This window comes from Pantoea sp. JV6 (assembly GCF_025910055.1).
GTDB classification, from domain to species: domain Bacteria; phylum Pseudomonadota; class Gammaproteobacteria; order Enterobacterales; family Enterobacteriaceae; genus Pantoea; species Pantoea agglomerans.
Genome location: NZ_JAPCIM010000022.1, coordinates 15,994 through 42,395, shown reverse-complemented (window position 1 = coordinate 42,395; position 26,402 = coordinate 15,994). Strand labels below are relative to the sequence as shown.

Annotated in this window: 22 protein-coding genes; 8 read left to right on the top strand and 14 right to left on the bottom strand. The window is 55.5% G+C overall.

Going from position 1 to position 26,402, the window contains the following annotated elements:
• Positions 1-118: 118 nt before the first annotated feature.
• On the bottom strand, positions 119-667 hold the full coding sequence (orn, locus tag OK412_RS20045; RefSeq protein WP_010256094.1) for an oligoribonuclease: 549 nt from the start codon (positions 665-667) through the stop codon (positions 119-121).
• Positions 668-768: 101 nt separating this feature from the next.
• Between orn and rsgA the strand changes: the two genes are divergently transcribed.
• The 3 genes from rsgA to mscM all read left to right on the top strand — a co-directional run bounded on the left by rsgA (position 769) and on the right by mscM (position 6,233).
• Positions 769-1,818, top strand: coding sequence for a small ribosomal subunit biogenesis GTPase RsgA (gene rsgA, locus OK412_RS20040; protein ID WP_010256092.1), 1,050 nt, complete (start codon positions 769-771; stop codon positions 1,816-1,818).
• A 171-nt stretch (positions 1,819-1,989) separates the two neighbouring features.
• Entirely contained in the window at positions 1,990-2,889 is a 900-nt protein-coding gene (gene asd / locus OK412_RS20035; RefSeq protein WP_264353474.1) for an archaetidylserine decarboxylase, read from the top strand.
• A gap of 14 nt (positions 2,890-2,903) precedes the next feature.
• Positions 2,904-6,233, top strand: a complete 3,330-nt coding sequence (gene mscM / locus OK412_RS20030; protein ID WP_264353473.1) for a miniconductance mechanosensitive channel MscM — start codon at positions 2,904-2,906, stop codon at positions 6,231-6,233.
• 48 nt (positions 6,234-6,281) lie between these two features.
• On the opposite strand, the gene mdh is transcribed toward mscM, so the two are convergent.
• Positions 6,282-7,220, bottom strand: a complete 939-nt coding sequence (gene mdh / locus OK412_RS20025; protein WP_010699812.1) for a malate dehydrogenase — start codon at positions 7,218-7,220, stop codon at positions 6,282-6,284.
• Positions 7,221-7,648: 428 nt separating this feature from the next.
• Between mdh and argR the strand changes: the two genes are divergently transcribed.
• From argR to yhcN (OK412_RS20005), 4 genes are all read left to right on the top strand, one after another.
• Positions 7,649-8,119 carry a transcriptional regulator ArgR gene (argR, locus tag OK412_RS20020; protein ID WP_010256080.1) on the top strand — a complete coding sequence of 157 codons (471 nt, stop codon included), beginning with the start codon at positions 7,649-7,651 and terminating at the stop codon, positions 8,117-8,119.
• A gap of 474 nt (positions 8,120-8,593) precedes the next feature.
• Positions 8,594-8,857 carry a peroxide/acid stress response protein YhcN gene (gene yhcN / locus OK412_RS20015; RefSeq protein ID WP_022623941.1) on the top strand — a complete coding sequence of 88 codons (264 nt, stop codon included), beginning with the start codon at positions 8,594-8,596 and terminating at the stop codon, positions 8,855-8,857.
• Between the two features lie 88 nt (positions 8,858-8,945).
• Complete coding sequence (locus OK412_RS20010) at positions 8,946-9,212, top strand: YdgH/BhsA/McbA-like domain containing protein (protein WP_010256074.1); 267 nt, start codon at positions 8,946-8,948, stop codon at positions 9,210-9,212.
• Positions 9,213-9,305: 93 nt separating this feature from the next.
• On the top strand, positions 9,306-9,569 hold the full coding sequence (gene yhcN, locus OK412_RS20005; protein WP_010256072.1) for a peroxide/acid stress response protein YhcN: 264 nt from the start codon (positions 9,306-9,308) through the stop codon (positions 9,567-9,569).
• Between the two features lie 65 nt (positions 9,570-9,634).
• Here the strand turns inward: yhcN (OK412_RS20005) and OK412_RS20000 are convergent, their stop codons facing one another.
• The 5 genes from OK412_RS20000 to aaeX form a co-directional block, all read right to left on the bottom strand.
• A complete protein-coding gene (locus OK412_RS20000) occupies positions 9,635-9,904 on the bottom strand; it encodes a hypothetical protein (protein WP_010256069.1) in 270 nt (89 codons plus the stop codon).
• Positions 9,905-9,959: 55 nt separating this feature from the next.
• A complete protein-coding gene (locus OK412_RS19995) occupies positions 9,960-11,411 on the bottom strand; it encodes an NAD-dependent succinate-semialdehyde dehydrogenase (RefSeq protein WP_010699815.1) in 1,452 nt (483 codons plus the stop codon).
• 113 nt (positions 11,412-11,524) lie between these two features.
• A complete protein-coding gene (gene aaeB, locus OK412_RS19990; protein WP_010256064.1) occupies positions 11,525-13,477 on the bottom strand; it encodes a p-hydroxybenzoic acid efflux pump subunit AaeB in 1,953 nt (650 codons plus the stop codon).
• Between the two features lie 9 nt (positions 13,478-13,486).
• Positions 13,487-14,419: a p-hydroxybenzoic acid efflux pump subunit AaeA gene (aaeA, locus tag OK412_RS19985; RefSeq protein ID WP_010256061.1), complete on the bottom strand. Its 933-nt coding sequence runs from the start codon at positions 14,417-14,419 to the stop codon at positions 13,487-13,489.
• A gap of 7 nt (positions 14,420-14,426) precedes the next feature.
• Positions 14,427-14,630, bottom strand: a complete 204-nt coding sequence (gene aaeX, locus OK412_RS19980; protein ID WP_010256058.1) for a p-hydroxybenzoic acid efflux pump operon protein AaeX — start codon at positions 14,628-14,630, stop codon at positions 14,427-14,429.
• 230 nt (positions 14,631-14,860) lie between these two features.
• Between aaeX and aaeR the strand changes: the two genes are divergently transcribed.
• Positions 14,861-15,778, top strand: coding sequence for an HTH-type transcriptional activator AaeR (aaeR, locus tag OK412_RS19975; RefSeq protein ID WP_010256055.1), 918 nt, complete (start codon positions 14,861-14,863; stop codon positions 15,776-15,778).
• Between the two features lie 252 nt (positions 15,779-16,030).
• Here the strand turns inward: aaeR and tldD are convergent, their stop codons facing one another.
• The 7 genes from tldD to mreB form a co-directional block, all read right to left on the bottom strand.
• On the bottom strand, positions 16,031-17,476 hold the full coding sequence (tldD, locus tag OK412_RS19970) for a metalloprotease TldD (protein WP_060681163.1): 1,446 nt from the start codon (positions 17,474-17,476) through the stop codon (positions 16,031-16,033).
• A gap of 64 nt (positions 17,477-17,540) precedes the next feature.
• On the bottom strand, positions 17,541-21,365 hold the full coding sequence (gene yhdP, locus OK412_RS19965; protein ID WP_264353472.1) for an AsmA2 domain-containing protein YhdP: 3,825 nt from the start codon (positions 21,363-21,365) through the stop codon (positions 17,541-17,543).
• 148 nt (positions 21,366-21,513) lie between these two features.
• Positions 21,514-22,983: a ribonuclease G gene (gene rng / locus OK412_RS19960; protein WP_003855268.1), complete on the bottom strand. Its 1,470-nt coding sequence runs from the start codon at positions 22,981-22,983 to the stop codon at positions 21,514-21,516.
• Entirely contained in the window at positions 22,973-23,566 is a 594-nt protein-coding gene (locus OK412_RS19955; RefSeq protein ID WP_010699818.1) for a Maf family protein, read from the bottom strand. Before OK412_RS19955 ends, rng begins: the two co-directional genes overlap by 11 nt.
• A gap of 8 nt (positions 23,567-23,574) precedes the next feature.
• On the bottom strand, positions 23,575-24,063 hold the full coding sequence (gene mreD / locus OK412_RS19950) for a rod shape-determining protein MreD (RefSeq protein ID WP_010256045.1): 489 nt from the start codon (positions 24,061-24,063) through the stop codon (positions 23,575-23,577).
• Positions 24,060-25,082, bottom strand: a complete 1,023-nt coding sequence (gene mreC / locus OK412_RS19945; protein WP_010256043.1) for a rod shape-determining protein MreC — start codon at positions 25,080-25,082, stop codon at positions 24,060-24,062. Before mreC ends, mreD begins: the two co-directional genes overlap by 4 nt.
• A 148-nt stretch (positions 25,083-25,230) precedes the next feature.
• Positions 25,231-26,274, bottom strand: coding sequence for a rod shape-determining protein MreB (gene mreB / locus OK412_RS19940; protein WP_004385136.1), 1,044 nt, complete (start codon positions 26,272-26,274; stop codon positions 25,231-25,233).
• Positions 26,275-26,402: the final 128 nt, after the last annotated feature.

Here is a 26,402-nt window from a genome sequence, read left to right as displayed (position 1 = left end):
GTGCGCATTATACGAGAAATCGTTGCTGCTGCAAGCGTCTGAAAGCAAAAATTTTCGCTTTCAGCGCGTTTGCTGATTAAATCAGCAACCTGGTGATTTCATGCGCACCCGTCGCCGATTAAAGCTGCAAAAAGTGTTCGCGGTAGTACGCCAGCTCCGCCACGGACTCACGGATATCATCCAGAGCCTGGTGCGTCCCCCCTTTTTTGAAGCCAGGAAGGATATCGGGTTTCCAGCGACGAGCCAGCTCTTTCAGGGTACTGACATCCAGATAACGATAGTGGAAGTACGCTTCCAGCTCAGGCATATACTTAAACAGGAAACGACGATCCTGCCCGATGCTGTTGCCGCAGATAGGCGAGGTGTTCGCCGGAACCCACTGTTTCAGGAACTCAATGGTCGCCAGCTCTGCTGCACGATCGTCAATCTGACTCTCCTTCACCCGCGCAACCAGACCGCTGTTGGTATGAGTGCGGACATTCCACTCATCCATCAGCGCCAGCTGCGCATCGGACTGATGAACGGCCATGACCGGCCCTTCCGCCAGAATGTTCAGGTTGGCGTCAGTCACCAGGGTCGCAATTTCAATAATGCGATCGTGCGTCGGATCAAGTCCGGTCATCTCAAGATCAATCCAGATCAGATTCTGTTCATTTCCAGTAGCCATGCTGTTTCCTGCGGTTGCTGTAGTCGTCATTTACGATGAATAAGGTGTATCATAGACGTTTTGCCCAGCCGGGCGAAATCTGGCTAACGCTGTGAGGGTGAGTGAGTAAAAATAAACTGTCGAAGGGCCAACAACGCCGCGTAAGCGCTAACCACGATCGCCGTCTCAACCAACGCAGAGAGCGTCCGGAAGCGGATGACAACCTGTTTGGTGAAGCTGCAGATGGGGTCGTTGTCAGCCGTTTTGGCATGCACGCTGATGTTGAGGATAGCGCAGGCGTCGCCCACCGCTGCAATATCCGCCGTACCATTCGTTCGCTGGTCACCGGCGACCGGGTGCTGTGGCGTCCGGCAACCAGCGGCAACAAAGGTATTGTTGAAGCGGTGCATGAGCGCACCAGCGTATTAACCCGCCCCGATTTTTACGACGGCGTGAAGCCGATGGCGGCGAATATCGACCAGATCATCGTCGTCTCCGCAATCCTGCCTGAACTGTCGTTAAACATCATCGACCGCTATCTGGTTGCCAGCGAAACGCTGGATATTGAACCGTTGCTGGTACTGAACAAAACCGATCTGCTGGATGACAAGGCGCGCGCCTTTGTCGATAAGCAGATGGATATCTATCGCAATATTGGCTATCGCGTGGTCATGGTCTCCAGTCGGGCGAAAAACGGCATGGACGACCTGAAAGCGGCGCTGACCGACCGCATCAGTATCTTTGCCGGTCAGTCTGGCGTCGGCAAATCGAGTCTGCTGAATGCCCTGCTCGGCTTCGACAAAGAAGAGCAGGTCGCTATTCTGACTAACGAGGTTTCGGATGGCTCAGGCTTAGGCCAGCACACCACCACCGCATCGCGCCTTTATCACTTCCCGGACGGCGGCGATGTGATCGATTCACCTGGCGTGCGTGAGTTCGGTTTATGGCATCTTGAGCCGGAACAAATTACCCGCGGATTTGTCGAATTCCGCGCATTCCTTGGCGATTGCAAATTCCGCGATTGTAAACACGGCAGCGATCCCGGCTGTGCCATTCGCGAAGCGGTCGAACAGGGCAAAATCAACAGGTCCCGTTTTGATAACTACCACCGTATCCTGGAGAGCATGGCGCAGGTAAAAACGCGTAAAAATTTCCCTGATGGTGAAAGTTAATCGGTATAACCGCGTCTGAACGGATAAGCCGGGGCATTTTGCGAGGTGCATTCCAGTCGCGCGTCCAGACCGTGCAGCGTGCCGGAATTCGGGTATAGTCGCCATCTGAACGGGGCGCTGCTACAATCCGCCCCCTTTTTTACAACGTCATAAAATAGCCAGGAGGCTAAGGTGTTTGATCGTTTAAAACTCGGCTTGAATCATATTCTCCCGAAGAAATGGCTGACTGAACTTGCCGGTTGGGGCGCCAGTCGCCGCGGTGGTTGGTTGACCAAACTGGTCATTGACATCTTTGTCTGGTTTTACAAAGTCGACATGGCGGAAGCGCGTAAGCCCGATACCGCCAGCTATCGCACCTTTAATGACTTTTTCGTTCGTCCGCTGAAAGACGATGCGCGTCCGGTGGATGCCGATGCCAATCTCATCGCCCTGCCCGCGGATGGCGCTATCAGCCAGCTCGGCCACATTGATGGCGATCAGATTTTCCAGGCTAAAGGTCATCACTACACCATTGACGCCCTGCTGGCGGGTGATGAGCGGATGGCGGCCCAATTTGTTGATGGCGAGTTTGTCACCACCTATCTGGCGCCCCGTGATTATCACCGCGTCCATATGCCGTGCAACGGCATCCTGCGTGAGATGATTTATGTGCCTGGCGACCTCTACTCCGTCAACCCGCTGACCGCGCGTAATATTCCCAACCTGTTCGCCCGTAACGAGCGCGTCATCTGCTACTTCGAAACCGATATCGGGCCGATGATGCAGATCCTGGTGGGTGCCACCATTGTCGGCAGCATCGAAACCGTCTGGGCTGGCACCATCACGCCACCGCGTGAAGGCGTGATCAAGCGCTGGCACTATCCGGCAGCGGATGATGAAAGCGCCGTGGTGCTGTTGAAAGGCCAGGAAATGGGCCGCTTTAAGCTTGGCTCTACCGTCATCAATCTGTTCGCACCTGGCCGCGTCAAACTGGCTGAAAGCCTGGAAGCAGAAAGCAAAACCCGTCTGGGTCAACCGCTGGCGATTGCGCTGCCGGTCGCGACAGACATTTCCGACGTCATCGTCGATTAAATTGAGTGTCCTCTGTGCGTTCGATTCTCCTCCTGCTGCTGAGCCTGTGGCTCAGCAGCCCGGCCTTCGCGGCCAGCCTTCCTGATGCCAGCCAGCTCAAACAGCAGCTGGAAGAGATAAAATCGGCCAAAAGTTCACCCTCGCAGGCTGAACAGATCCAGACGATTGAAGCCGCCTTAAACTTTCTCTCTGAACGCGATGAATCGCTGGAGCGCGCGGCGCAATATCAGCAGGTTATTGATGATTTTCCGCGTCTGGCGCGCGAACTGCGTCAGCAGATCGCCGCGCTGAGTGACAGCGGGAAAACCGTGCGCAACAACATGAGCAGCGCCGAGCTGGATCAAGAGATCCTGCAGGTCAGCAGCCAGCAGCTGGAAGAGGGGCGTCAGGCACGGCAGGAGCAGGATCGGGCGCGGGAAATCAGTGATTCGCTGTCGCAACTGCCGCAGCAGCAGACGGAAGCACGCCGGGCGATGACGGAGAGTGAACGCCGTTTGCAGAGCGTCAGCAGCAGTTCGCCACAGGGGCAGTTGCAGCTGGCGGCTCGCCAGGCGGAAAGCGCCGCGAATAAAGCGCTGGTCGATGAACTTGAGCTGGCACAGCTCTCTGCCAACAACCGTCAGGAACTGGCGCGGATGCGGGCTGAAGCCCACCAGCGCAAAGCGACTCAGCTCGATAACTATCTTCAGGCGCTGCGCAACCAGCTCAACGATCAGCGGCAACGTGAAGCCGAAGTCGCGCTGGCCCGCACCGAGCAACTGGCAGAAAACAGTGGCGATCTTCCGCCAGAGATCAGCGATCAGTTTCGGGTTAACCGCGAACTCTCGGTTGCCCTGAATCAGCAGGCGCAGCGCATGGATCTGGTGGCGTCGCAACAGCGACTGGCCACCAACCAGATTATTCAGGTCCGTCAGGCGCTCTCTACCCTGCGTGAACAGTCGCAGTGGCTGGGTGCCTCTAATCTGCTGGGCGAAGCGCTACGGGCGCAGGTCGCGCGTCTGCCGGAGATGCCCAAGTCGCAGCAGATTGATAATGAGATGGCACAGCTTCGCGTGCAGCGTCTCAATTATGAAGATCTGCTGGAGCGCCAGGAGGCGCTGCGCAAGGGACGGCAGGCCGATGGTCAGCCCTTCACCGCAGACCAGAAGCGTATTCTTGATGCGCAGCTACGCACTCAGAGGGAACTGCTCAATTCGCTGATCTCCGGCTGTGACACGCTGATTCTGGAGATCACCAAGCTCAAGGTTGGCAACACGCAGTTGCAGGATGCGCTGACGGAAGTCAAAGAGGCGACGCACCGCTATCTGTTCTGGACCGCCGACGTTAACCCGATTGGTTTGAGTTATCCGCTGGATCTGGCCAAAGATCTTTCCCGTCTGCTGTCGCTGGATACGCTGGGTCAGCTCGGCAAAGCGATGGCGATGATGTTTACCAGCCGCAACTCGGTGCTGCCGATTATTGGTGCGTTGCTGCTGGTCGGCTTCAGCATCAGTTCGCGCCGCCACTTCAATGCTTTCCTTGACCGTTCCGCCAGCAAAGTCGGCAAGGTCACGCAGGATCGTTTCCGCCTGACTATCCGTACCCTGTTCTGGTCGATCCTGGTGGCGCTGCCGCTGCCGGTGTTATGGGGTGCGCTGGGTTATGGCCTGCAGAACGCCTGGCCCTACCCTATCGCCGTAGCGATTGGTGATGGCATTACCGCCACGCTGCCGCTGCTGTGGGCATTTATGATCAGCGCTGCCTTTGCCCGTCCTAACGGCCTGTTCATTGTGCATTTCCGCTGGCCGCAAAACCGGGTGGCGCGCGCCATGCGCTACTACTCGCTGAGCATCGGATTAATTGTGCCGCTGATTATGTTGCTGATCGCCTTTGGTAATCTGGAAGATCGGCAGTTCTCCTCGTCGCTGGGTCGTCTCTGTTTCATCCTGATCTGCGGGGCAATCAGCATTGTCACCGTCAGCCTGAAGCGTTCCGGGATTCCGCTCTATCTCGATAAAGAGGGAAATGGCGAGAACATGGTGAACCGGATGCTGTGGAACCTGATGATCGCCATGCCGCTGATGGCTGCCCTCGCCTCCGCTGTGGGTTATCTGGCTACCGCGCAGGCGCTGCTGGCGCGACTGGAAACCTCTGTCGCCATCTGGTTCCTGCTGCTGGTTATCTATCACATTATCCGGCGCTGGATGCTGATTCAGCGTCGCCGTCTTGGCTTTGATCGCGCCCGTCAGCGTCGTGCCGATATGCTGGCTAACCGTGCGCGCAGTGAAGAGGAGAAGGAGCAAGGCTCTCTGAACACTGATGCGATTGAAATTGAAGAGCCGGTAATTGACCTGGATGCGATCAGTGCGCAGTCGCTGCGGCTGGTTCGCTCTATCCTGATGCTTATCGCCCTGGTCTCCGTGATTGTGCTGTGGTCAGAAATCCATTCGGCCTTTGGCTTCCTGGAGAATATTCAGCTGTGGGACGTCAGTACCTCAGTGCAGGGCGTAGAGTCGATTCAGCCCATCACCCTGGGGTCAGTGCTGATCGCCATTCTGGTGTTTATTATCACCACCCAGCTGGTGCGCAATATGCCCGCGCTGCTTGAGCTGGCGCTGTTGCAGCATCTTAATCTGACGCCAGGTACGGGTTACGCCATCACCACACTGACCAAATATCTGCTGCTGTTGATTGGCGCGCTGATTGGTTTCTCAATGATTGGTATTGAGTGGTCGAAGCTGCAGTGGCTGGTTGCCGCGCTGGGTGTGGGACTGGGGTTTGGTTTGCAGGAGATTTTTGCCAACTTTATCTCAGGTCTGATTATCCTGTTCGAAAAGCCGATTCGTATCGGCGATACCGTGACGATCCGCGACCTGACCGGCAGTATCACGCGAATTAATACCCGCGCGACCACCATTACCGACTGGGACCGCAAAGAGATCATCGTGCCAAACAAGGCCTTTATCACCGAGCAGTTTATTAACTGGTCGCTGTCCGATTCCGTGACGCGCGTGGTGCTCACCATTCCGGCTCCGGCGAAAGTCAGCAGTGAACAGGTAACCACCATTCTGATCCAGGCGGCTGAGCGCTGCAGCTATGTCCTGGACACGCCGCAACCGGAAGCCTTCCTGGTCGATCTGCAGCAGGGAATTCAGTTATTTGAACTTCGTGTGCATGCTGCTGAGATGGGACACCGTATGCCGCTGCGTCACGAACTGCATCAGTTGATTCTGAGCGGATTTGATCAGCACGGTATTGAGATGCCGTTCCCGCCGTTCCAGATGCGTATGGAAACCCTGGGTAAGAAGCTGCCTGCCAGCAACGGCACACCCGCTGCCCGCGCCTATAAGTCTGGCGGACTGTAATGCAAAACGCCCGGCAAAGCCGGGCGTTTTGCAAGTCTGAGCCGTCAGTTACTGTTTAACGAACTCTTCGCCCTGGGCGATATCTTTCTTCAGCGTATCCAGCATGCCTGACAGCGCCTGCTGTTCGTAAGCGCTGAGGGTACCAATCGGCCTGCGTTCAGCCACACCGTTTTTACCCAGCAGCAGCGGCTGGGAGAAGAAGCGCGCATGTTCACCCTCGCCTTCTACGTAAGCACACTCCACCACATTAGCTTCACCCTTCAGCGCGCGTACCAGTGACAAACCGAAACGTGCGGCTGCCTGGCCCATCGACAGCGTGGCCGAGCCGCCACCCGCTTTGGCTTCCACCACTTCGGTGCCGGCGTTCTGGATGCGTTTGGTCAGATCGGCCACTTCCTGATCGCTGAAGCTGACGCCTTTAACCTGCGACAGCAGCGGCAGAATGGTTACGCCAGAGTGGCCACCAATGACCGGGACTTCCACCTGGTCAGGCTGCTTGCCTTTCAATGCAGCCACAAAAGTATTGGCGCGAATGATATCCAGCGTGGTCACGCCGAACAGCCGATTTTTGTCGTAAACACCGTGCTTTTTCAGCACTTCTGCCGCAATGGCCACGGTGGTATTGACCGGGTTGGTGATGACACCAATCAACGCTTTAGGTGCCGTTGTGGCAACCTGTTCGATCAGGTTACGGACGATGCCTGCGTTAACGTTAAACAGGTCGGCGCGATCCATACCGGGCTTACGTGCGACACCCGCGGAAATCAGTACCACATCGGCACCCTGTAAGGCAGGCGTGGCGTCTTCTCCACTGAATCCCTGAATAGCCACTGCGGTAGGAATATGGCTGAGATCAACGGCAACACCCGGCGTAACCGGCGCAATGTCATACAGCGAGAGTTCTGAACCTGCGGGAAGCTGGGTTTTGAGCAGAAGTGCGAGCGCCTGGCCTATGCCGCCAGCGGCACCGAGAACGGCAACTTTCATTCTTAACTCCTTATTAAGGTGGGGCAGAGATGGGCCGAAATTCTATCTGTGTCAGACCTTAATCAACTGCTCAGGCGATGATAAATATCCGTTGTTAATTCTACGTGTTTTCACACTTAATCTCCGGATTCAAAAGTTACTTATCATTGCACCTGAATGACCGACAACTTTGCCGTCGTCAGACAGAGAACGGCTACGTGCGTTTTCTGTTACTACACCACCAATAATATAACAACTTTGCAACCTTCGCCTTCCGGGGCTGTGACGCGTGTTTTGGTCTGAGCGGATTTATTTGCTATTATCCCCGCCCGCTAGCCGCCCGGACGCTGCTCATCAATCGAACGATTGCATAAAAATGCATATAAATGCATAATCACCACTCTGCCGCGGGCGGATGCGCGGTTATTCTCTCTATTTATTGGTAACCTATGCGAAACCCATCGAAACAAGACGATCTGGTTAAGGCTTTCAAAGCCTTATTAAAAGAAGAAAAATTCAGTTCCCAGGGCGAAATTGTTCAGGCGCTTCAGGACGAGGGCTTTGAAAATATCAATCAGTCCAAAGTCTCGCGAATGCTGACCAAGTTTGGCGCAGTGCGCACCCGGAATGCCAGGATGGAGATGGTCTATTGCCTGCCCGCTGAGCTGGGTGTGCCGACCACCACCAGCCCGTTAAAAAACCTGGTACTGGATATCGACTACAACGATGCCCTGGTAGTGATTCATACCAGTCCCGGCGCAGCACAGCTGATTGCACGTATGCTGGATTCACTGGGTAAGTCGCACGGGATTCTGGGTACCATCGCGGGTGATGACACAATCTTTATTACCCGCGCGCGTGACTTCACCGTTAAGCAGCTGCACGGTGCCATCCTCACCCTGTTTGAACAGGAACTCTGATCGCGGACTGACGACCGGCCATCATGCGTCAGTTCGTCAGTTCGTTCTCTCTGCTCACCCCTTTCCACGACAGTTACCCGCTCTGGATAAGTAATAAGCCTGCTTTTACACGCCCGGCTGTTGGTCAGATCGATAACTCTGCTTCACTTTATGCGCTATTTTACACTGCTTTACATCACTGAACCGGCACCATTGCCCGGATCCAGATCAAACTCCAGCCCGATACACCCCCGACTTTCGCACTAAAAGTTAAAGTGATCTATCTCACTGTTTTTGCAATTAAAAGTGGCTTAAAGGTTACTTTTCATCCTTTTTTTATAACGTTAAGTTATTAAAAGTAGCCATAAGGATAAAGAATCACAAAAAAACATTATTAGCGGGGTATTAATTTCTGACGTTATTAGTTCTATACTTCTTTTCGTGATGCAAATCACACTAAATAAAAAGATAAAAATAGACGACGAGGAAAAATCTATGAACGTAAAAACTACCATTGCTACCCTGAGCATTCTCTCCGCACTCTCATTTGGTGCTGTGGCAGCAGAATCTATTGATGCGTCACAGGCGCAGAATCTGCAGGCTGTCGGCACCATCAGTGTCAGCGGCGTGGCGGGTTCACCGATGGATATCAAACAGAAACTCAGCGACAAAGCCGATCAGCAGGGCGCAAAAGCCTATCGCGTGATTGAGGCATACAACAACGGCAACTATCACGCTACCGCCGCACTGTATAACTAAGGCGTAACCGATAATGCCATCTGCTCTCTGTCTGACGCGCCCTTTTGCGCTCCGGAGAGCTGAAGCAGAAATTTCAGGAGAGTTGACCATGAAAATGAAATTAGCTATCGCTGCACTGAGTCTGGCATCCCTGTTCTCAGTGGGTGCTAACGCCGCCAGCCTGGTATCCAATGAACAGGCACAGGGTCTGCAGCCAATGAATCAGACCATCAGCATTGGTGGACGAAATGGCGACCAGACACATATCCGTCAGGTGCTGTCAGAGAAAGCGGATGCCCAGGGCGCAAGCCACTATCGCATCATCGAAAACAACCAGGATAACACCTGGCATGTCACCGCTGAGCTTTATAAATAATTAACCGTGATGACGCCTGAAGGGCGTCAGAAGATATCGACGACCCGCCTTTACGAGTAACCGCAGGTTGTTGAATGTATTGAGGAGATAATCATGAATATCAAAACAACCATCGCTACAGTCAGTCTGCTTTCCGTTATGGCGTTCGGCGCATCAGCCGCACAGCTGGTCACCGGCGATCAGACGCAGAACCTGCAGCCTGCGGGCACCGTGACCATCAGTGGAACCGCGGGATCGCCAATGGATTACCGCGCTGAGCTTTCTCAGAAAGCGGATGAACAGGGTGCCAGCGCCTATAAAGTTATTGAGGCGCGCACCGGTGATAACTATCACATCACCGCACAGCTTTATAAATAATTCCTCGTCAGATGTATGACGAACCCTTTGGCCCCGCTCGCCGGGGCCTTTTTTCATCTGACGTTTTATCTGACATTAAAGTGAAGCTGACCTTCCAGCTCCTCTTCCGCTTCATCAAATAACAGAATCAGCGCGCCATAACGCCGTCGCTGTCCCCTGCCCAGATTAACAAACTCAATCTCCAGCGGCAGCGGTAACAGATCGCCCGTCACCACATCCCATAATCCATCCAGATCGCAGATGCGGCGCTCCTCCAGCGCAAATCGCTCGCTGAACTGGCGGAAGAAATGGGCCTGATCGACAATTTCATTAAAATCAAAACGCTCGATTTTCATGCTGACGGCTCCCATGCTCCGTCTGCGGGCGACCTTCGCCGCCCGTTACTGTCCGCTAGCTCAAACCGCCCAGGTGCAGCGCTTTGACCTCCAGATACTCTTCCATGCCGAGTACCGAACCTTCGCGGCCCAGCCCCGACTCTTTCACACCACCAAACGGCGCCAGCTCGGTTGATACGGCACATTCATTAATGCCGATCATGCCGCTTTCCAGCGCGGCTGAAACACGGAACACCCGCTGCAGATTCTGGGTGTAAAAGTATGCGGCAAGGCCGAACGGCGTATCGTTAGCGCGGCGGATGACGTCATCTTCATCATCAAAGCGGAAACAGGCAGCCACCGGACCAAAGGTCTCCTCCTGCGCGAGCTGCATCCCTTCGTGCGCCTCAGTAATCACAGTGGGCTGCCAGAAGTTGCCACCCAGCGCATGTCGCTCGCCACCCGCCAGTAATTTGCCACCTTTTGCTACCGCATCATTGACGTGCTGCTCAACCTTTTCCACCGCCGATGCCTCAATCAATGGCCCGACAATCACGCCCTCTTCCATGCCGTTGCCCACCTTCAGCTTGTTCACTTCGGTAGCCAGCTGCTGAGTAAAACGATCATAGATAGCATTGTGAATGTAGAAGCGGTTTACGCTGACGCACACCTGGCCCGCATTACGGAATTTGTTGGCAATGGCGCCCTGTACGGCGGCATCAATGTCGGCATCGTCAAACACGATATAAGGGGCATTACCCCCCAGCTCCATCGACACTTTTTTCATGGTTTCGGCAGCATTGCGCATCAGCAGCTTGCCCACCTGGGTGGAGCCGGTGAACGAGATTTTACGCACCGCTTTGCTGGCCATGATGGCATCGCTGATAGCATGGGTATCACCGGCTACCGCATTCAGTACACCATCAGGCACGCCTGCCTCCTTCGCCAGCGCCAGCAGGGCAAAGGCGGAGAGTGGCGTGTTATTGGCAGGTTTAATAATGCCGGTGCAGCCGGCAGCCAGAGCTGGCCCCAGTTTGCGGGTCAGCATCGCCATCGGGAAATTCCACGGCGTAATGGCGGCCACAACGCCAATCGGTTCGCGGGTTGCCAGAATACGGGAGCCGGGTTTAGCTGGCGGAATAATCTCACCATTGGTCCGTTTCGCCTGCTCGGCGAACCACTGAATAAAACTGGCGGCGTATTCTACTTCCCCTTCCGCCTCTTTTAGGGGCTTGCCCTGTTCGGTCGTCATCAGCTGTCCCAGCCAGCGCTTGTTCTCAATGATCAGCTGGTACCAGCGAGTGAGAATTTCAGCGCGCGCTTTTGCAGTCTGCGCCCGCCAGGCGGGAAATGCGCGCTCCGCTGCGGCGATAGCCTGTTCCGTTTCAGCTTTACCCGCTTTTGCCACCTGTGCAATCACCTCACCGGTCGCCGGATTGGTCACGTCAAAGGTAGAAGCCGCCTGATGCCACTGACCGTCCGCTAAATAACCGGTCCGGAACAGTTCGCTCTCTTGCAGTGATTTCATTGATTCGCTCCTGTCAGTTTTGCTCTTCCGTCTGGAGAGTATAGTTGGCAAAAGCGACAGATTTTGTGATGGGTGGGGATTGCGCAGGCCGCTGCAGGTCACAGCGGCCAGATTCAGATTTGGATGAGCGTGTTCTGGTACTTATCCAGCATCATAGCCAGTCGTTTTACCGGTTCCGTTACGCTGGCGGGAGCCTCGTAATGGGCCAGTTTTTCCTGATAGACATCCAGCTCTTTCAGCAGACGTTCAAAGTAGTAACGCCGCTTGTCATCGCTGCTGGCGGAGATCACCCGGTCAGCGGTGTAACGCAACTGCCGGTGATAAGCAGAGAGATCGGCATTCACCGGCACTTCTGCGTCGCGTAACCGCTGATGACCGATGATCAGCGTCAGGGCGATGCGATATTTGTTGATATCGCCCGGAAACAGGTTCAGCAGCAGAAACAGTTGCTGATAGAGCGCTGGCAGATGGTTTTCACGCCGGCGCGCCTGATTGGTCGTCATGGCAGAGACAGCCGCATACATAAAGCGGTTCAGCAGCTTGCGGCCGGTGCGCGCTTTTGATTTATCACGAATCAGCAGGATCACCATCATCGCCACGAAGCAGCCGATGACCTGGCCCAGAACGTTATCGAGAAAGACGTTAATGTGGAATTCCATCGGATTATCCAGCACCAGAACGTTAAGGGTGCCAATCAACGCCCCGAGCGTGCCGAGCTGACGCCGCTGAATGAAGATACCACCGATAAAACCGAGCAGGCCGATTGCGATGCAGAGCAGCAGTGCGCTCTGCTGCGTCGCCGGGAGAACATACATAAAGTAGAGCGCGCCCAGCGGAACCGCGACCGTCATGCCGTAGAGAAAGTCCTTTGCCATCATCAGCGGGTTGGGCATGCGCATCGCCAGCGCGGTGATGACAGCCAGCATGACCATGCAGCCACTGCCAGAGGTCCAGCCGGTATAGAGCCAGAACAGCGAACCCAGCGCGGTCGCCACAAAGGTACGGATACCGTTGATCATCGCATGATGCGTTTCAGCGGAACGCGCCTGGATCACCACTTCGCGCTGCAGAATCTCCTCTTCCAGCGAGGTGATCCGGCTGTTGCTTTTGATCCCTTTCAGTAGCAGCAGATATTCGGTAGCAGTGCCTACCCAGCTGGCCAGCGTGACCGGCGTTGATTTGCCGCTGGCACCAATCACCCGCCGCATCACTTTCATCCGCTTATGCACCTCTTCAACGGTCGAGGCTGGTTTTTCAACCATCAGACGATACTGGGGCGGAATGTAATCAGGACGGGAATTCTGGATCAGAAAGGTTTCGGCTGCCTGTGTAATCAGCGTCAGTGACAGCGTATTGAGCATCTGCAAACGGCGATTGCTGTTCTTCCAGCGTGAGGATTCCATCATCAGCTGGCTGCGCATGCTGTTCAATGCCGTGGTGCGCCTTACCAGCGCGCTCCAGGCCTTGTCGACCTCTTCTTTATCACCGTGAGCGACGCAGAGTTGCAGCAGGTTATAGTGTGCTACCAGCAGCGAATCGACCTCAGCGTCGATCACTTTTTTAATCGAACGGGGTGAGAAAATCATGTCGGCCAGAATGGCGCACAGGATGCCGAGTACGATTTCACTGCAGCGCTCTACCGCATATTGTGGCACCAGCGTCAGACCGCCGCTGGCATTAGCCGTCACCACAATAATCAGCGCGGTGTAGCCCGCCAGTCCGAGCGCGTAAGAGTTTTCTACCTTGATCAGCGAAGAGAGCCAGACGCAGAGTCCTGCCCAGATGCAGCACAGCAGCAGCATCACGACCGGTGCACGCACGGTGGCAATCATGATGGTCAGCGCGGCGATACAGCCAATAAATGTCCCGATAATACGCAAAACGCCGCGATAGCGCAGCGCCCCTGAATAGGGGTCACCCCCGGCCGCAAACGCGGTGCCGCCGGCCACGATACCGGCGGTCATCACCGCCCAGCGCGGCGTTTCAAGGTTAAAGTGAAAACCCACCATCAGCGCTAATACCAGCGCAAAGGTGAGCTTTACCGGGAACCGCAGGAACTCGATCATATCGCCCTCTTAACCAAACTCACGCAGGCGATTAAACAGTCGGACCATCGGGGAAACCTGTTCAGGCTGACGATCGGCCTGACCGGTGATCACCACTGTCGCTGTCGTGCCCGCCGGGAAGCGATTGCCGGGCTGCTGATCAAGCCGGATGCGCACCGGCACACGCTGCGCCAGACGGACCCACTCCAGATTGGAATCTACCGTGGCCATGCCTTTGCTGTCGACCGAGCTGCTACTGTTGGTGACGCCAGCCGCCACACTGTCTACGGTGCCACGCAACACGATGTTGCTGCCAAGTGGGGTGACTTCCGCGCGGAAGCCCTTCTCCACGCCGTGCAGTTTGGTCTCTTCCAGGTAAGCCAGCACATAGAAAGAGTGCTGCTGAACCAGCGCCACGGCAACCGAACCACGGGTAATAAACTCACCCTGGTAGACATTCAGGTTGGTGACCCAGCCATCGGATGGCGCTTTCACCGTGGTGCGCTCAAGGTCAATCTTCGCCAGATCGCGTGTCGCCACCGATTTCGCCAACTGGTGCTCGCTGGTTTGCAGATCGTTATTGGATTGCTCGATAGCCTCGCGCGACATGGCGGAGGTACCCAGCTGGTTACGGCGCCCGGCTTCGCGACGTTTCTCACTGACCAGTGCCTGGTAATATTCAACATCCGCCTGCGCCTGATCGAGCGCTTTTTGATAGCGCGGCCGGTCAACCACAAACAGCGTATCGCCCTTCTTCACCAGTTGGTTGTCGTGTACCGGAACCTCGGTAATCAGGCCGGTGACGTCAGGGGAGATCGCCACCACATCAGCGGCGAAACGCGCATCACGGGTCCAGGGCGATTCGGTATAGAAGACCCAGGCACGGAAAATAATGACCACTGCGATGATGACCAGCAGGATAGTAATCGCGTAGCGCGCGATTTTTCTTATGAGTGCTTTCACTTAAACCTCAGACTAATAAACGGGAGACAAGGTAAAACACACAGCAGTAAAGCGCTGTATTAAAAAGTGCCGGATGCCAGACAAGATCGTAGATACCGCTCGGCGTAAGCACGCGTTTCACTAACCAGAACAGCATCAGTGAAATAATAAGTTCGATGAAAATGGGCGGAAAAGAGAGCCCAAACATGACAAATACCGGAAGCACACTCATCACAAATCCTTAGTTCGACCTTGCCGGGATACTCATGCCTCTTCAGATGTCGCAGGAAAACCCTCTGGAAACGTTATCCGAACCGCAGCTGGCTTAATAATAGCGTATCATCGAAGGGTATCAGGCAATGAAGAATCACCGGGAAATACCCCGGCGCGCTTATAATAACGCGCCTGACTATAAGTTTTCTACAGAATGTGATCTAAATCACTTTTAAGTCAGAGTAAATAATGGAACGACTGAAAGGCATGTCTGTCTTCGCTAAAGTGGTCGAACTGGGTTCGTTTACCGCTGCGGCGCGTCAGCTTCATCTGAGCGTCTCATCAATCAGCCAGATCGTCGCGAAACTGGAAGATGCATTGCAGGTAAAACTGCTGAATCGCAGTACCCGCAGTATCGGGCTGACCGAAGCGGGCAAAATCTATTATCAGGGCTGCCGCCGTATGCTGGCCGAAGCGACGCAGGTGCATGAACAGCTTTACGCTTTTAACAATACGCCCATTGGCGTACTGCGAATTGGCAGCTCCTCTACCATGGCGCAGAACGTGTTAGCCGGCATGACCAGCGATATGCTGCGGGAATATCCGGGGCTGAGTGTGAATCTGGTCACCGGCGTTCCGGCCCCGGATCTGATCGCGGATGGTCTGGATCTGGTGATTCGGGTGGGAGCGTTAAAAGATTCCAGCTTGTTTTCGCGTCGCCTGGGTGCGATGCCGATGGTGGTGTGCGCCGCAAAAAGCTATCTGGCGCAGCATGGTACGCCGGAGAAGCCGGGTGATATCGATAATTTTTCCTGGCTGGAATATAGCGTACGGCCCGACAACAATTTCGAACTGATTGCGCCGGAAGGATTAGTGACACGCCTGGCACCGCAGGGGCGTTTTGTGACCAATGATTCCCTGACGCTGATTCGCTGGCTGAAGTCGGGCAATGGCATCGCCTATGTGCCGATGATGTGGGTGATTGATGAGATCACCGCAGGCGAGATCGATATTCTGTTTCCGCAGTATCAGTCCGATCCGCGCCCGGTCTACGCGCTCTATACCGAGAAGGATAAGTTACCGCTTAAGGTGCAGGTCTGTATCGATTATCTGACCGGCTATTTTGAACAGGTGGCTGAACAGTATCAGCAGCATCGTAAAAGCTAACAATAGATTGTTGACAACATCTGTCCCGACCAGCTGTAAGACCCAGCCAGCGAAGGGAACACGGTCAGATCGGAAAGACGCAAAATCCGTCATCCCTGACACGCTCGGCCCGCGCCATCCGTGGCGCGGGACGCTTTCCTCCTCTGCCCGTGTTCCCTGCGCTTTCAGCTATTGCATTGCTGCCAGGTTCATCCGGCTATGGATTTGTCAGCATTCTGACAACCCGCCAGGCGGCGGGTTGTTGGGGTCACATCAGGCGGTGCCGCCGATGGTCAGTTTATTCAGCTTCAGGGTCGGCTGACCGACACCGACCGGCAGGCTCTGTCCCTCTTTACCACAGACGCCGACGCCTTTATCCAGCGCCAGGTCATTACCTACCATCGAGATCTGCTGCATCGCTTCAATGCCGGAACCAATCAGCGTTGCGCCTTTAACTGGTTTGGTGATTTTGCCGTTCTCAATCAGATAAGCCTCTGAGGTTGAGAAGACAAATTTGCCGGAGGTGATATCCACCTGACCGCCACCAAAGTTCGGCGCATAGAGGCCATACTCAACGCTTTCAATAATATCCTGCGGCGATGACTTGCCTGCCAGCATATAGGTGTTGGTCATGCGCGGCATCGGCAGATGCGCGTAGGATTCACGACGTCCATTACCGGTAGGGCTAACCCCCATCAGTCGCGCATTCAGCTTGTCCTGCATGTAGCCTTTCAGCACACCATTCTCAATCAGCATGTTGTACTGACCGGGAACGCCCTCATCATCTACTGCCAGTGAACCGCGCAGCCCTTCAAGGGTGCCGTCATCCACCACGGTACAGAGGTCAGACGCAACCTGCTGACCAATTTTACCGCTGAACACCGAGGTGCCACGGCGATTGAAGTCGCCTTCCAGACCGTGACCGACCGCTTCATGCAGCAGCACGCCCGGCCAGCCCGCACCCAGTACCACTGGCAACGCACCAGCAGGTGCGGCCACGGCGGAGAGATTCACCAGCGCCATACGCACTGCTTCACGCGCCCAGGCGTCAGCGCGGACTTCGCCATCTTCATCTGCCAGGAAAAACGCATAACCGGTACGCGCACCGCCGCCGCTGGCGCCGCGTTCACGTTTGCCCTGATCTTCCACCTGGACACTAATAGAGAGGCGAACCAGCGGACGGACATCTGCCGCCAGCGTGCCGTCAGTCGCGGCTACCAATACCTGCTCGTAAACGCCGGTCAGGCTGGCATTGACTTCCTGCACGCGCGGATCAGCAGCACGAGCCACTTTATCAACGCGATGCAGCAGGGCAATTTTGTCTTCACGTGTCAGGCTGCTCAGCGGATCGATAGCCTGATAGAGCGAACGGTTCATCACGGCAGAAAGCGTGTGTGCCTTGCCATTTCCCTGTTCGCGTACGATGCTGCGTGCGGCTTCAGAGGAGAGACGCAGTGCATTCAGCGTGATCTGGTCTGCATAGGCGAAGCCGGTTTTCTCCCCGCTGACCGCACGCACGCCCACACCCTGATCGATATGGTAGGAGCCATCTTTAATGATTTTGTCTTCCAGCACCCAGGATTCGTGAAAGCTGGACTGAAAATAGAGATCGGCATAATCCAGACGACGTTCTGAAAGCTGCCCTAACAGGGAAAATAGGTCCTGCTGATTAATGCCGTTAGCAGTCAGTAACTGCTCACTTACCAGGTTCAGAGTCATCGTTTCTCACTCATTATGTGCTCAGATAATCATAGCCTGCGGTAATTCCGGTACGGCGTCAAATTCACTTGTTGTCAGTTTCACGCGGTTTACGCAGCACTTCATTGATTTCCGGTTTATCCAGCGGGCCACTGATGTGATAACGCAGCAGCGATATCTTGTTCCACAGGGGTCCCAGAACTTTACTGGCGGCAAACACCGCCGCGCCAATTACCGGATTGATGGCAAAAGCTGTCGCCACACCGACCGAGGCGGATATTTCCGGCGCAACCACCGCTTCCATGTCGATCTGACGCTTCACCAGGTCGAGATTACCCTGCATCGCGATGTCCGCTTCCAGGCCATCCACCAGCAGATTATCGGTGCGCATCATGCCGTTTTCGATCCAGGCGGTGCCGTTAATCGAGTCGAAGTAGAAAGAATTGGTGAAGGTGTCGCTGAAGTCGAAGCGCAGCTTGCGCAGTAGCGCATCAAAACTCACCAGCCGCAGAATTTTCCCGGCGGCACCGGTATTCACATCGGCGATCTGGCCTTTGCCAAAGTGGGTCTTCAGGGTGCCGCTCAGCGTCTCTGCCGAGGGCTGCCAGGGGGCAGAGCGCCAGTGCAGGTCATACGCAATATCAAATGGCGCATCGCGCAGCGGCGTGTTGACCCCAAACCAGTTGGTCGCGTTATTAATATTCGGGCCTTTCAGCGTGCCCTTCAGCGAAGTGCGCTGGTCGTCCGGGCGGTTAACCCATTCCCCGTTGATTTTCAGCTGTGAGCTGCCAGTATCCACTTTTCCGTTAGTAAGCGCTAACGTATCTCCGCGGGGTTGCAGCATCGCGGAGACCTGACCATATTTCTGACCCAGCACCCAGCACTCTTTACAGCGCAACTGTAAAGCGGGCCACTGGCTGAAGTTAATGTTCGTGGCTTTTTGAGGTGGCGCTTTGCCGCCTTTGCCTTCACCGTTATCCCACTGCGGATTGTAGTAAAGGTAATCCAGGTTCACCTGCCACGGTGCTTTCGGTGCCATTGCCAGCGCACCACGCAGCTCTTTAGCCCTGACGCCGACCTGGCCCTTGCCGCCCGCACTCTGAGCCAGTGTGGCTTCAACCTCATGCCATTGCTGCCCGGCCAGGGTGACGGCCGGGCTACGAAGCGTGATATTGCCGGGCAGCGTGACGCCACCCGTTTTGAGGCCGCCGCCTGACTCGCTGCCCCCGGATGCTTCCCCTGCGGCCATCATCGCCACCCAGGCCTCGCCATCCAGCGCGGGCAGGTTCAGTACCATGCCGGGATGATCGGGCAGAGCAGGTGTTTTCTGCGCATCATTCAGCCAGATGCCACGATCGACGCGCAGCGTCGGCTCCAGCAACCAGCGGCTGTTAAAGCGATGGTTTGCATCGACGCTGCCACTGAGATCGAAATGGTGCAGGTCGCCACTGGCCTTGATTGCGACTGGCATCGCCTCACCGGCTTTCTTATCGAGCGGTGCAGGTAAGTGACTACTTACTTCTTTTGCATTGCCGTTCAGCGTCACGTCATAACGCGCCCCGCCATGATGGGGCAGCGTAATATTGACGTCGCCCTGCCATGGCAGATTTCCGCCCAGCTGCTTGCTGACAGCTGCAGGAAGCTGGCTGATTTTAGCGGGCTGCCAGTCGCCCTGAAGTTTGACGTTCACGCCAAAGTCGTCCGGATTCTCTTTGGTGCTGAAACGCACGCCCATTGGCTGACCAAACCAGTTCGCACGCAGATCCTCACTGGCCAGATTGCCGTTGTCGTAACGGAAGCGCCCGGAGAGATTGTTAATGGTGGTTTTTAACGGTTTGATAAACAACGAATTATTGTTCAGCTCCACATTGCCACGGGCGTGAACCTGCTCACCATCCAGCGGGATATCCAGATTCAGGTGGCCGCCGACGCGGCCTTTGATTTCCAGCTGCTCCAGCGCGGCACCCAGTGAAGGTTTCAGCGGAGTCTGCCCGAAATAGTCCGCGATTTGCTGGCCTTCACCACTGATATCACCCTCAATGATCAGTTTTTCTTTCAGGTAGTCGGGGATGACCGCAGTGACGTTGCGCGCGTCCACCTCGCCCAGTTTCGCCACCGGCGCTTTCATCCAGAGACCGTCATTCAGGAAGTTAAGGTCGATATCGAGATTGCTTAACGCTGGCCATTTGGGCTGAAACGCATAGGTTGCCTGGCGAAGCGGCACCCAGACCTGGAACATGCCATCATTATGCTTGAACGGGAACAGCGCCGGATTACCGGCAAACAGCAGTGTGGCGTTGTCCACCTTGCCACCCTTCACTGCCCCACTCAGATAGTGCGTCAGGCTGTTACCCAACAGCGGCACCGGGAAGTAACGCCAGGCATCGCCCGCATCGGTAAGCCGGATACCAGCCAGAATATCCAGACGAGGCTCACCGCCGCTATTCTGCTGGTAGCTGAAGTCGCCGCGCGCCCAGAGCGAGCGTGCCTCCAGGTCAAGATTTTCGCCCGCCAGCGTGAGGCCATGATCATCATTCAGCCAGCGCAGCGCACCGGTCACCCGCTTAATCTCTAACGGAGCCTGGAACATGTCGCCATAGGGAACGGTCGCCGCCCCCATATCCACACTGACCTGACCATTGCTCAGGCTGCCGCGCGCTTCACCGCTTAAATGGCTGATGCCCGGCAACAGTTTCCAGTGCTGCCAGCTGAAATCACGCCACTTCACCTGTACGCGGGTTTTTTCAGGCTGCTGTAACGGAATATCCAGCGCCAGGCCATCGATGGTGCCCTGTGGCTGCAGCGTCTGCCAGTTTTCAAACAGCGCCGGAGAGAGCGGCGCAAACAGCGGAACGATCGGCGCAATATGACTCAGCACCAGCTGTGTGGCGCGAACGCGCACTTCCGGCTGACCATCCGGTCCCAGCATCTGCTTATCTTCAGGACGCCATAACAGAGAGAAGTGACCGGCGGGCCAGGCGTGGCCGTCGGTGCTGAGCCGGGTTTGTGGCACATTGACCACCCAGCCATTCTGGAAACGTGACAGATGCGCGGTCAGCCCATCGACCTCAATGCGGTGTCGTCCGGTCTCGCCCTGCCAGCTGGCTCCGCCCTTGCGCAGCAGCAGATCACCGGCGTAGATGTCGCCATCGCGCAGGTTAACCCAGGCCGCCAGGCTAAATCGGGCGCTATCCAGCCGGGTATTGTCACGCACCCAACGGCCCAGCCACGGGCGCATATCGACGTCGTCGGCCTGCATCCAGATGCGGCCATCATTGAGTAAACCGTTGCTGTCGTTAAGATCAAGCCGCACCTGGACCACGCCGTGCTGGCCGGTGAAGCTCGACAGACTGACTTCGCCTTCGGCCCGGTGGCGGTTATCTTCATTGACCCAGGTGAGTCGCGGGATCGCCAGCTCAGCATGCTGACCGGAAGGGGTGCGGAAACGGATGGTGCTGTCACGCAGGTCAAAGTGGTCAAACTGACGCAGGAAGAGTTCGTTTATCTGCGCCGGACGGAAGCTGTTTTTCTCTTTGTCGTTATCCAGCAGCGGGCGATTAGTATCGAGGTGCAACTGCCAGAAGGTCAGATCGCGAAACTGCCACCGCCAGTGCAGCAGGGACTGCCAGACGTCGAGAGCCAGATTGATGCGTTTGATAGTGAGTTTGCCGTTCTCATGCAGATCGACGCTAAGATCGCGAACCTGCAGGGTTGGGCCAAAATTCTCCCATTTACCCTGTAACTGGCTGGCGTTGACCGGCACGCCGCTGCTGTCGGAGATGTATTGCAGAAGGTTGCTGCGATAGCTGTCGAGATGCGGCATCACCAGACGCAATCCGCTGACCAGCAGCGCGACAATCACGATGATTGCCGCGACCAGCAGTAACAAAATCCTCGGCAACTGCCTCACTCACGCCTCTCCTTGTGTTCCGTAAACGACGGATAGTTGGTTCTCATACCCGACCGTCTCCCGATAAAAGCGTTAAAACGCGCATTTTATCTCAAACAAGGGCGATTTTTCAGCCCGATATCCGAAGAAACCGGTGACCGGGCTGGCGTTACATCATCACCACGTCGAACTGCTCCTGAGTGTAGAGCGCTTCGACATGAACTTTAACCTGCTTGCCGACAAAGATTTCGACTTCAGCCAGTGCATGAGACTCGTCGGTTTTTAACGCCTCACCCACCGTCGGTGAAACATAGACCAGAAAGCGGTCAGAATCATAAGCGTGATGAACCCGGACAATCTCACGCATGATTTCATAGCAGACCGTTTCAACGGTTTTCAGCGTGCCGCGCCCTTTGCAGACCGGGCAGTCCTGGCACAAAACGTGCTCAATGCTTTCGCGGGTACGCTTACGCGTCATCTCCACCAGACCCAGCGCCGAGAAACCATTAATACCGGTTTTAACCCGATCTTTACTGAGCGCGCTTTCCAGCGAATGCAGTACCCGGCGGCGATGGTCTTCGTTGCTCATATCGATGAAGTCGATAATGATGATGCCACCAAGATTACGCAGTCGCAGCTGACGTGCGATCGCCTGAGTGGCTTCAACATTGGTATTAAAGATCGTCTCATCAAGGTTACGATGGCCGACAAACGCACCGGTGTTGATATCGATGGTGGTCATCGCTTCGGTCTGATCGATGATCAGATATCCGCCTGACTTTAGTTCAACTTTGCGATCCAGCGAGCGCTGAATCTCATTTTCGACGTCAAACAGGTCGAAAATAGGCTGTTTACCGTTGTAGAGCTCCAGCTTACCGGCCATTTCCGGGATATATTCACCGGTAAATTCCACCAGCATATCGCAGGTCAGGCGGGAGTCGACCCGGATGCGATCCAGCGCCGCGCCCGCAAAATCACGCAGAATACGCTGGGCCAGAGCCAGCTCACCGTAGAGCAGGCAGCGGGTCTGATTGCGCTTTTTACGCTCGCTGACTTTGGTCCAGAGTCGTTTGAGAAAAGCCGCGTCCTGCGCCAGCTCCTCTTCCCCGATGCCTTCTGCGGCGGTACGGATAATAAAGCCGCCCAGATCGTCGCAGTAGTCAGCCACGACCGCTTTAAGCCGATCGCGCTCTTTCTCGCTCTCAATACGCTGAGAGACACCCACATGCGATGCGCCTGGCATAAAGACCAGGTAACGCGAAGGCAGCGTGATGTCAGTGGTCAGCCGGGCACCTTTGGTGCCAAGCGGATCTTTGACGACCTGAACCACCAGATCCTGTCCCTGCCGCACCAGCTCGGCGATATCCCGCACGATAAAGTTTTTCTTTTCGTCGCCCGCCACACATTCAGTATGCGGCATGATATCTGAGGCGTGCAGAAAGGCCGCTTTCTCCAGACCGATATCAACAAAGGCGGCCTGCATGCCGGGCAGAACACGGCTTACACGGCCTTTATAAATATTGCCAACGATGCCGCGCCGCGCCTCACGCTCAATGTGAATTTCCTGCAGTATGCCGCCGTCGATATAGGCAACACGTGTTTCAGAAGGCGTGACGTTTACCAGTAATTCAGCCGTCATGTTGACCCCTTACGGCACGCAGTGACTCGAAATGGCTGATCAACTCCCCTGTCTCAACCAAGGGTAATCCGACCACTGCATGGTAGCTTCCATTAATTTTGCGGACAAAGTTTCCTCCCCTGCCCTGAATACCGTATGCACCCGCTTTATCCATTGGCTCGCCGGTCGCGATATAGTCGTCGATGTCGGTGGCGGTTAAGGTGCGGAATGTCACATCAGTGATTACGACGCAATCCAGCGCCTGCTGACTGTCGGCCAGCGCTACCGCCGTCATCACCTGATGCGTATGACCAGAGAGTTTGCACAGCATCGCGCGGGCATCAGCGGCATCGCGCGGCTTTTCCAGCACTTCGCCATTCAGCACCACAATCGTATCCGCGCCCAGCACCGGCAGATCCTGCGCGGCCAGTTTGACACCCGCCTGCGCTTTATCATTGGCCAGACGGCGGACATAGATCTCCGCCGCTTCGTTTGGCTGACGCTGCTCTTCAACGTCAGTCACGATGCGCTCGAATGTCAGACCAAGTTGAGTTAACAGCTCACGACGACGCGGTGAACCGGAAGCAAGATAGAGGGTTACCATAAATTTCCTTATTGAACAGCGAACTGACGACGAATTTTTCTCATTAATAAGAATAGCCAGGGCCAGAGAATACCGTCGACGACACTGCTCCAGAAAATTTCAGGTCGGAATGAAACGTTGATTACCAGGAATTCAGCCCAGAAGACAATCACATCCATCGCCAGCGACAGCACCATAACCATTAACGCTTGCTGCCACAACGCTAAGTTGCGGAATAACTGGAACTTAAAGGCAATCAGGTAGGCGATGATACTGAGCGCCAGCGCACGCACGCCGAGTGTGGAACCCGCAATCAGATCCATGATGGCACCCAGCACAAATCCGCTGCCGACATTGACCCGATGCGGCAGTGCGAGCACCCAATAGATAAGGATCAACAGCAGCCATGAGGGCCGGAACATATAAATTTCATCCGGCCAGGGCATGATCTGCAGGACAAGCGCAACCAGGAAGGAGAGCCAGATGACCCAACGTCCCTGGCTGCGATATCGACTCAAGGCTGCCCCCCGCGTGAACGCGAGGAGTTGCTTTGTCCACTGCTGCTGGTAGCTGACGGTGCAGGCGGTCCCATCTGTACGGCAGGCGCAGGCGGGCCCATTTCTCCCGCAGGCGGTAAGACCTGCGGCATCATCTGCATCAGACGCTCGTTCGCAACGCGATGAACTTCATCCTGCGGCAGCGGCATATCACCATTGCGATCGGCGCCCCACAGCAGCAGCAGGTAACGCAGACGCTGCAGACCCGCGGTCGGATGCGCCTGAATCACCGTATAGGCGCGTTGGGTATCCACTTTTACCGAGGAAACCACACCCACCGGATAGCCTTCAGGGAATCGGCCACCGATACCTGAAGTCACCAGCACATCGCCGACCCGAATGTCCGTATTACCCGGCAGATGCTCAAGCTGAAGATCTTCAGTACAACCGTTACCTGCGGCAATGACACGAATATCATTACGCAGCACCTGAATCGGCAGGGCATGTGACGCATCACAGATCAGCAGAACACGGCTGGTGAGTTGTCCGACAGCGATGACCTGACCGACTACCCCTTTATCACTGATGACCGGCTGGCCTTCATAGACGCCGTTAACGCTGCCTTTGTCGATTACCACCTGGTCGGTGTAAGGATCGGTGCCGGTAGAAATGACCTGTGTCACCATCTTTTGCTCATCCTGACGCAGCGGTGAACCCAGCAGTTCACGCAGGCGTGCGTTTTCCTGCTTATATTGCCCCAGCATTAGCAGGTTACTGTTTTTCAGGAAGAGCTCACGACGTAACGCTTTGTTTTCCTGCTCGAGTTGCTGACGCGACGCCAGCGACTCTGACACGCCATCCAGTAGCTGACGTGGCCCATTGGCCAGGAAGTAAAACGGACTGACCGACGTATCCAGATAGTTGCGTATTTGGGTGAAAGAACCCACACGGCTGTCGGCAATGATAATGGCAATCGCCACGATAACCGCCAGGAATAGACGCAACTGCAGGGAAGGTCCCCTGCTAAAAATCGGCTTCATATAATCTGCGTGATCCTCGACAACAGGAGAGGAAGCGACGGCATAACACCGTGCTTCCCTGGGCTGAACGCACTGCACCGGCACAGATTGCGCCGGTTCACATGCCACTCCCTCGCATGATCATTGCGTTCTTAGCCGGTTGAGGCAATTATTCTTCGCTGAACAAATCGCCGCCATGCATGTCGATCATTTCCAGCGCTTTGCCGCCACCGCGAGCCACACAGGTCAGTGGATCCTCAGCAACCACAACCGGAATGCCCGTCTCTTCCATCAGCAGACGATCCAGGTTGCGCAGTAACGCACCACCGCCGGTCAGCACCATGCCGCGCTCCGAAATATCTGAAGCCAGCTCAGGCGGACACTGCTCAAGGGCAACCATCACCGCGCTAACGATGCCGGTTAATGGCTCCTGCAGCGCTTCCAGAATTTCATTAGAGTTCAGTGTAAAGCCGCGCGGTACACCTTCTGCCAGGTTACGACCACGCACTTCGATCTCACGGACTTCATCACCCGGATAGGCTGAACCGATCTCATGCTTAATACGTTCTGCGGTCGCTTCGCCGATCAGTGAACCGTAGTTACGACGCACATAATTAATAATAGCTTCATCGAAACGATCGCCACCAATACGCACTGACGAGGAGTAGACCACACCGTTCAGCGAGATCACCGCCACTTCTGTGGTACCGCCACCAATATCCACCACCATTGAGCCAGTCGCTTCTGAAACGGGCAGACCCGCACCAATTGCTGCAGCCATCGGCTCTTCAATCAGAAACACTTCACGCGCGCCTGCGCCCTGAGCGGATTCACGAATCGCGCGGCGTTCAACCTGTGTTGCCCCGACGGGTACGCAGACCAGCACACGCGGGCTGGGACGCATAAAACTGTTGCTGTGAACCTGCTTGATGAAGTGTTGCAGCATCTTTTCGGTCACGAAGAAGTCAGCAATAACGCCATCTTTCATCGGACGAATCGCTGCGATATTGCCTGGCGTACGGCCAAGCATCTGTTTGGCCTCATGACCCACGGCCGCAACACTTTTCGGTGAACCGGCACGATCCTGTCGAATAGCGACGACGGAGGGCTCGTTCAGTACGATGCCCTGTCCTTTCACGTAAATCAGGGTATTCGCGGTACCCAGGTCAATGGACAAGTCGTTGGAAAACATGCCACGAAATTTTTTAAACATACTAAGGGGTAATCCTGCAAGCTGGGGGCGGAAAATAAAATCCGCTTACTTTACCAACCACACGAAGCTGCCACAAGGCGCAAAAACGTTCTGCTTCGGTGAAAAAAGACGCCTGATTGCGTTTAAGT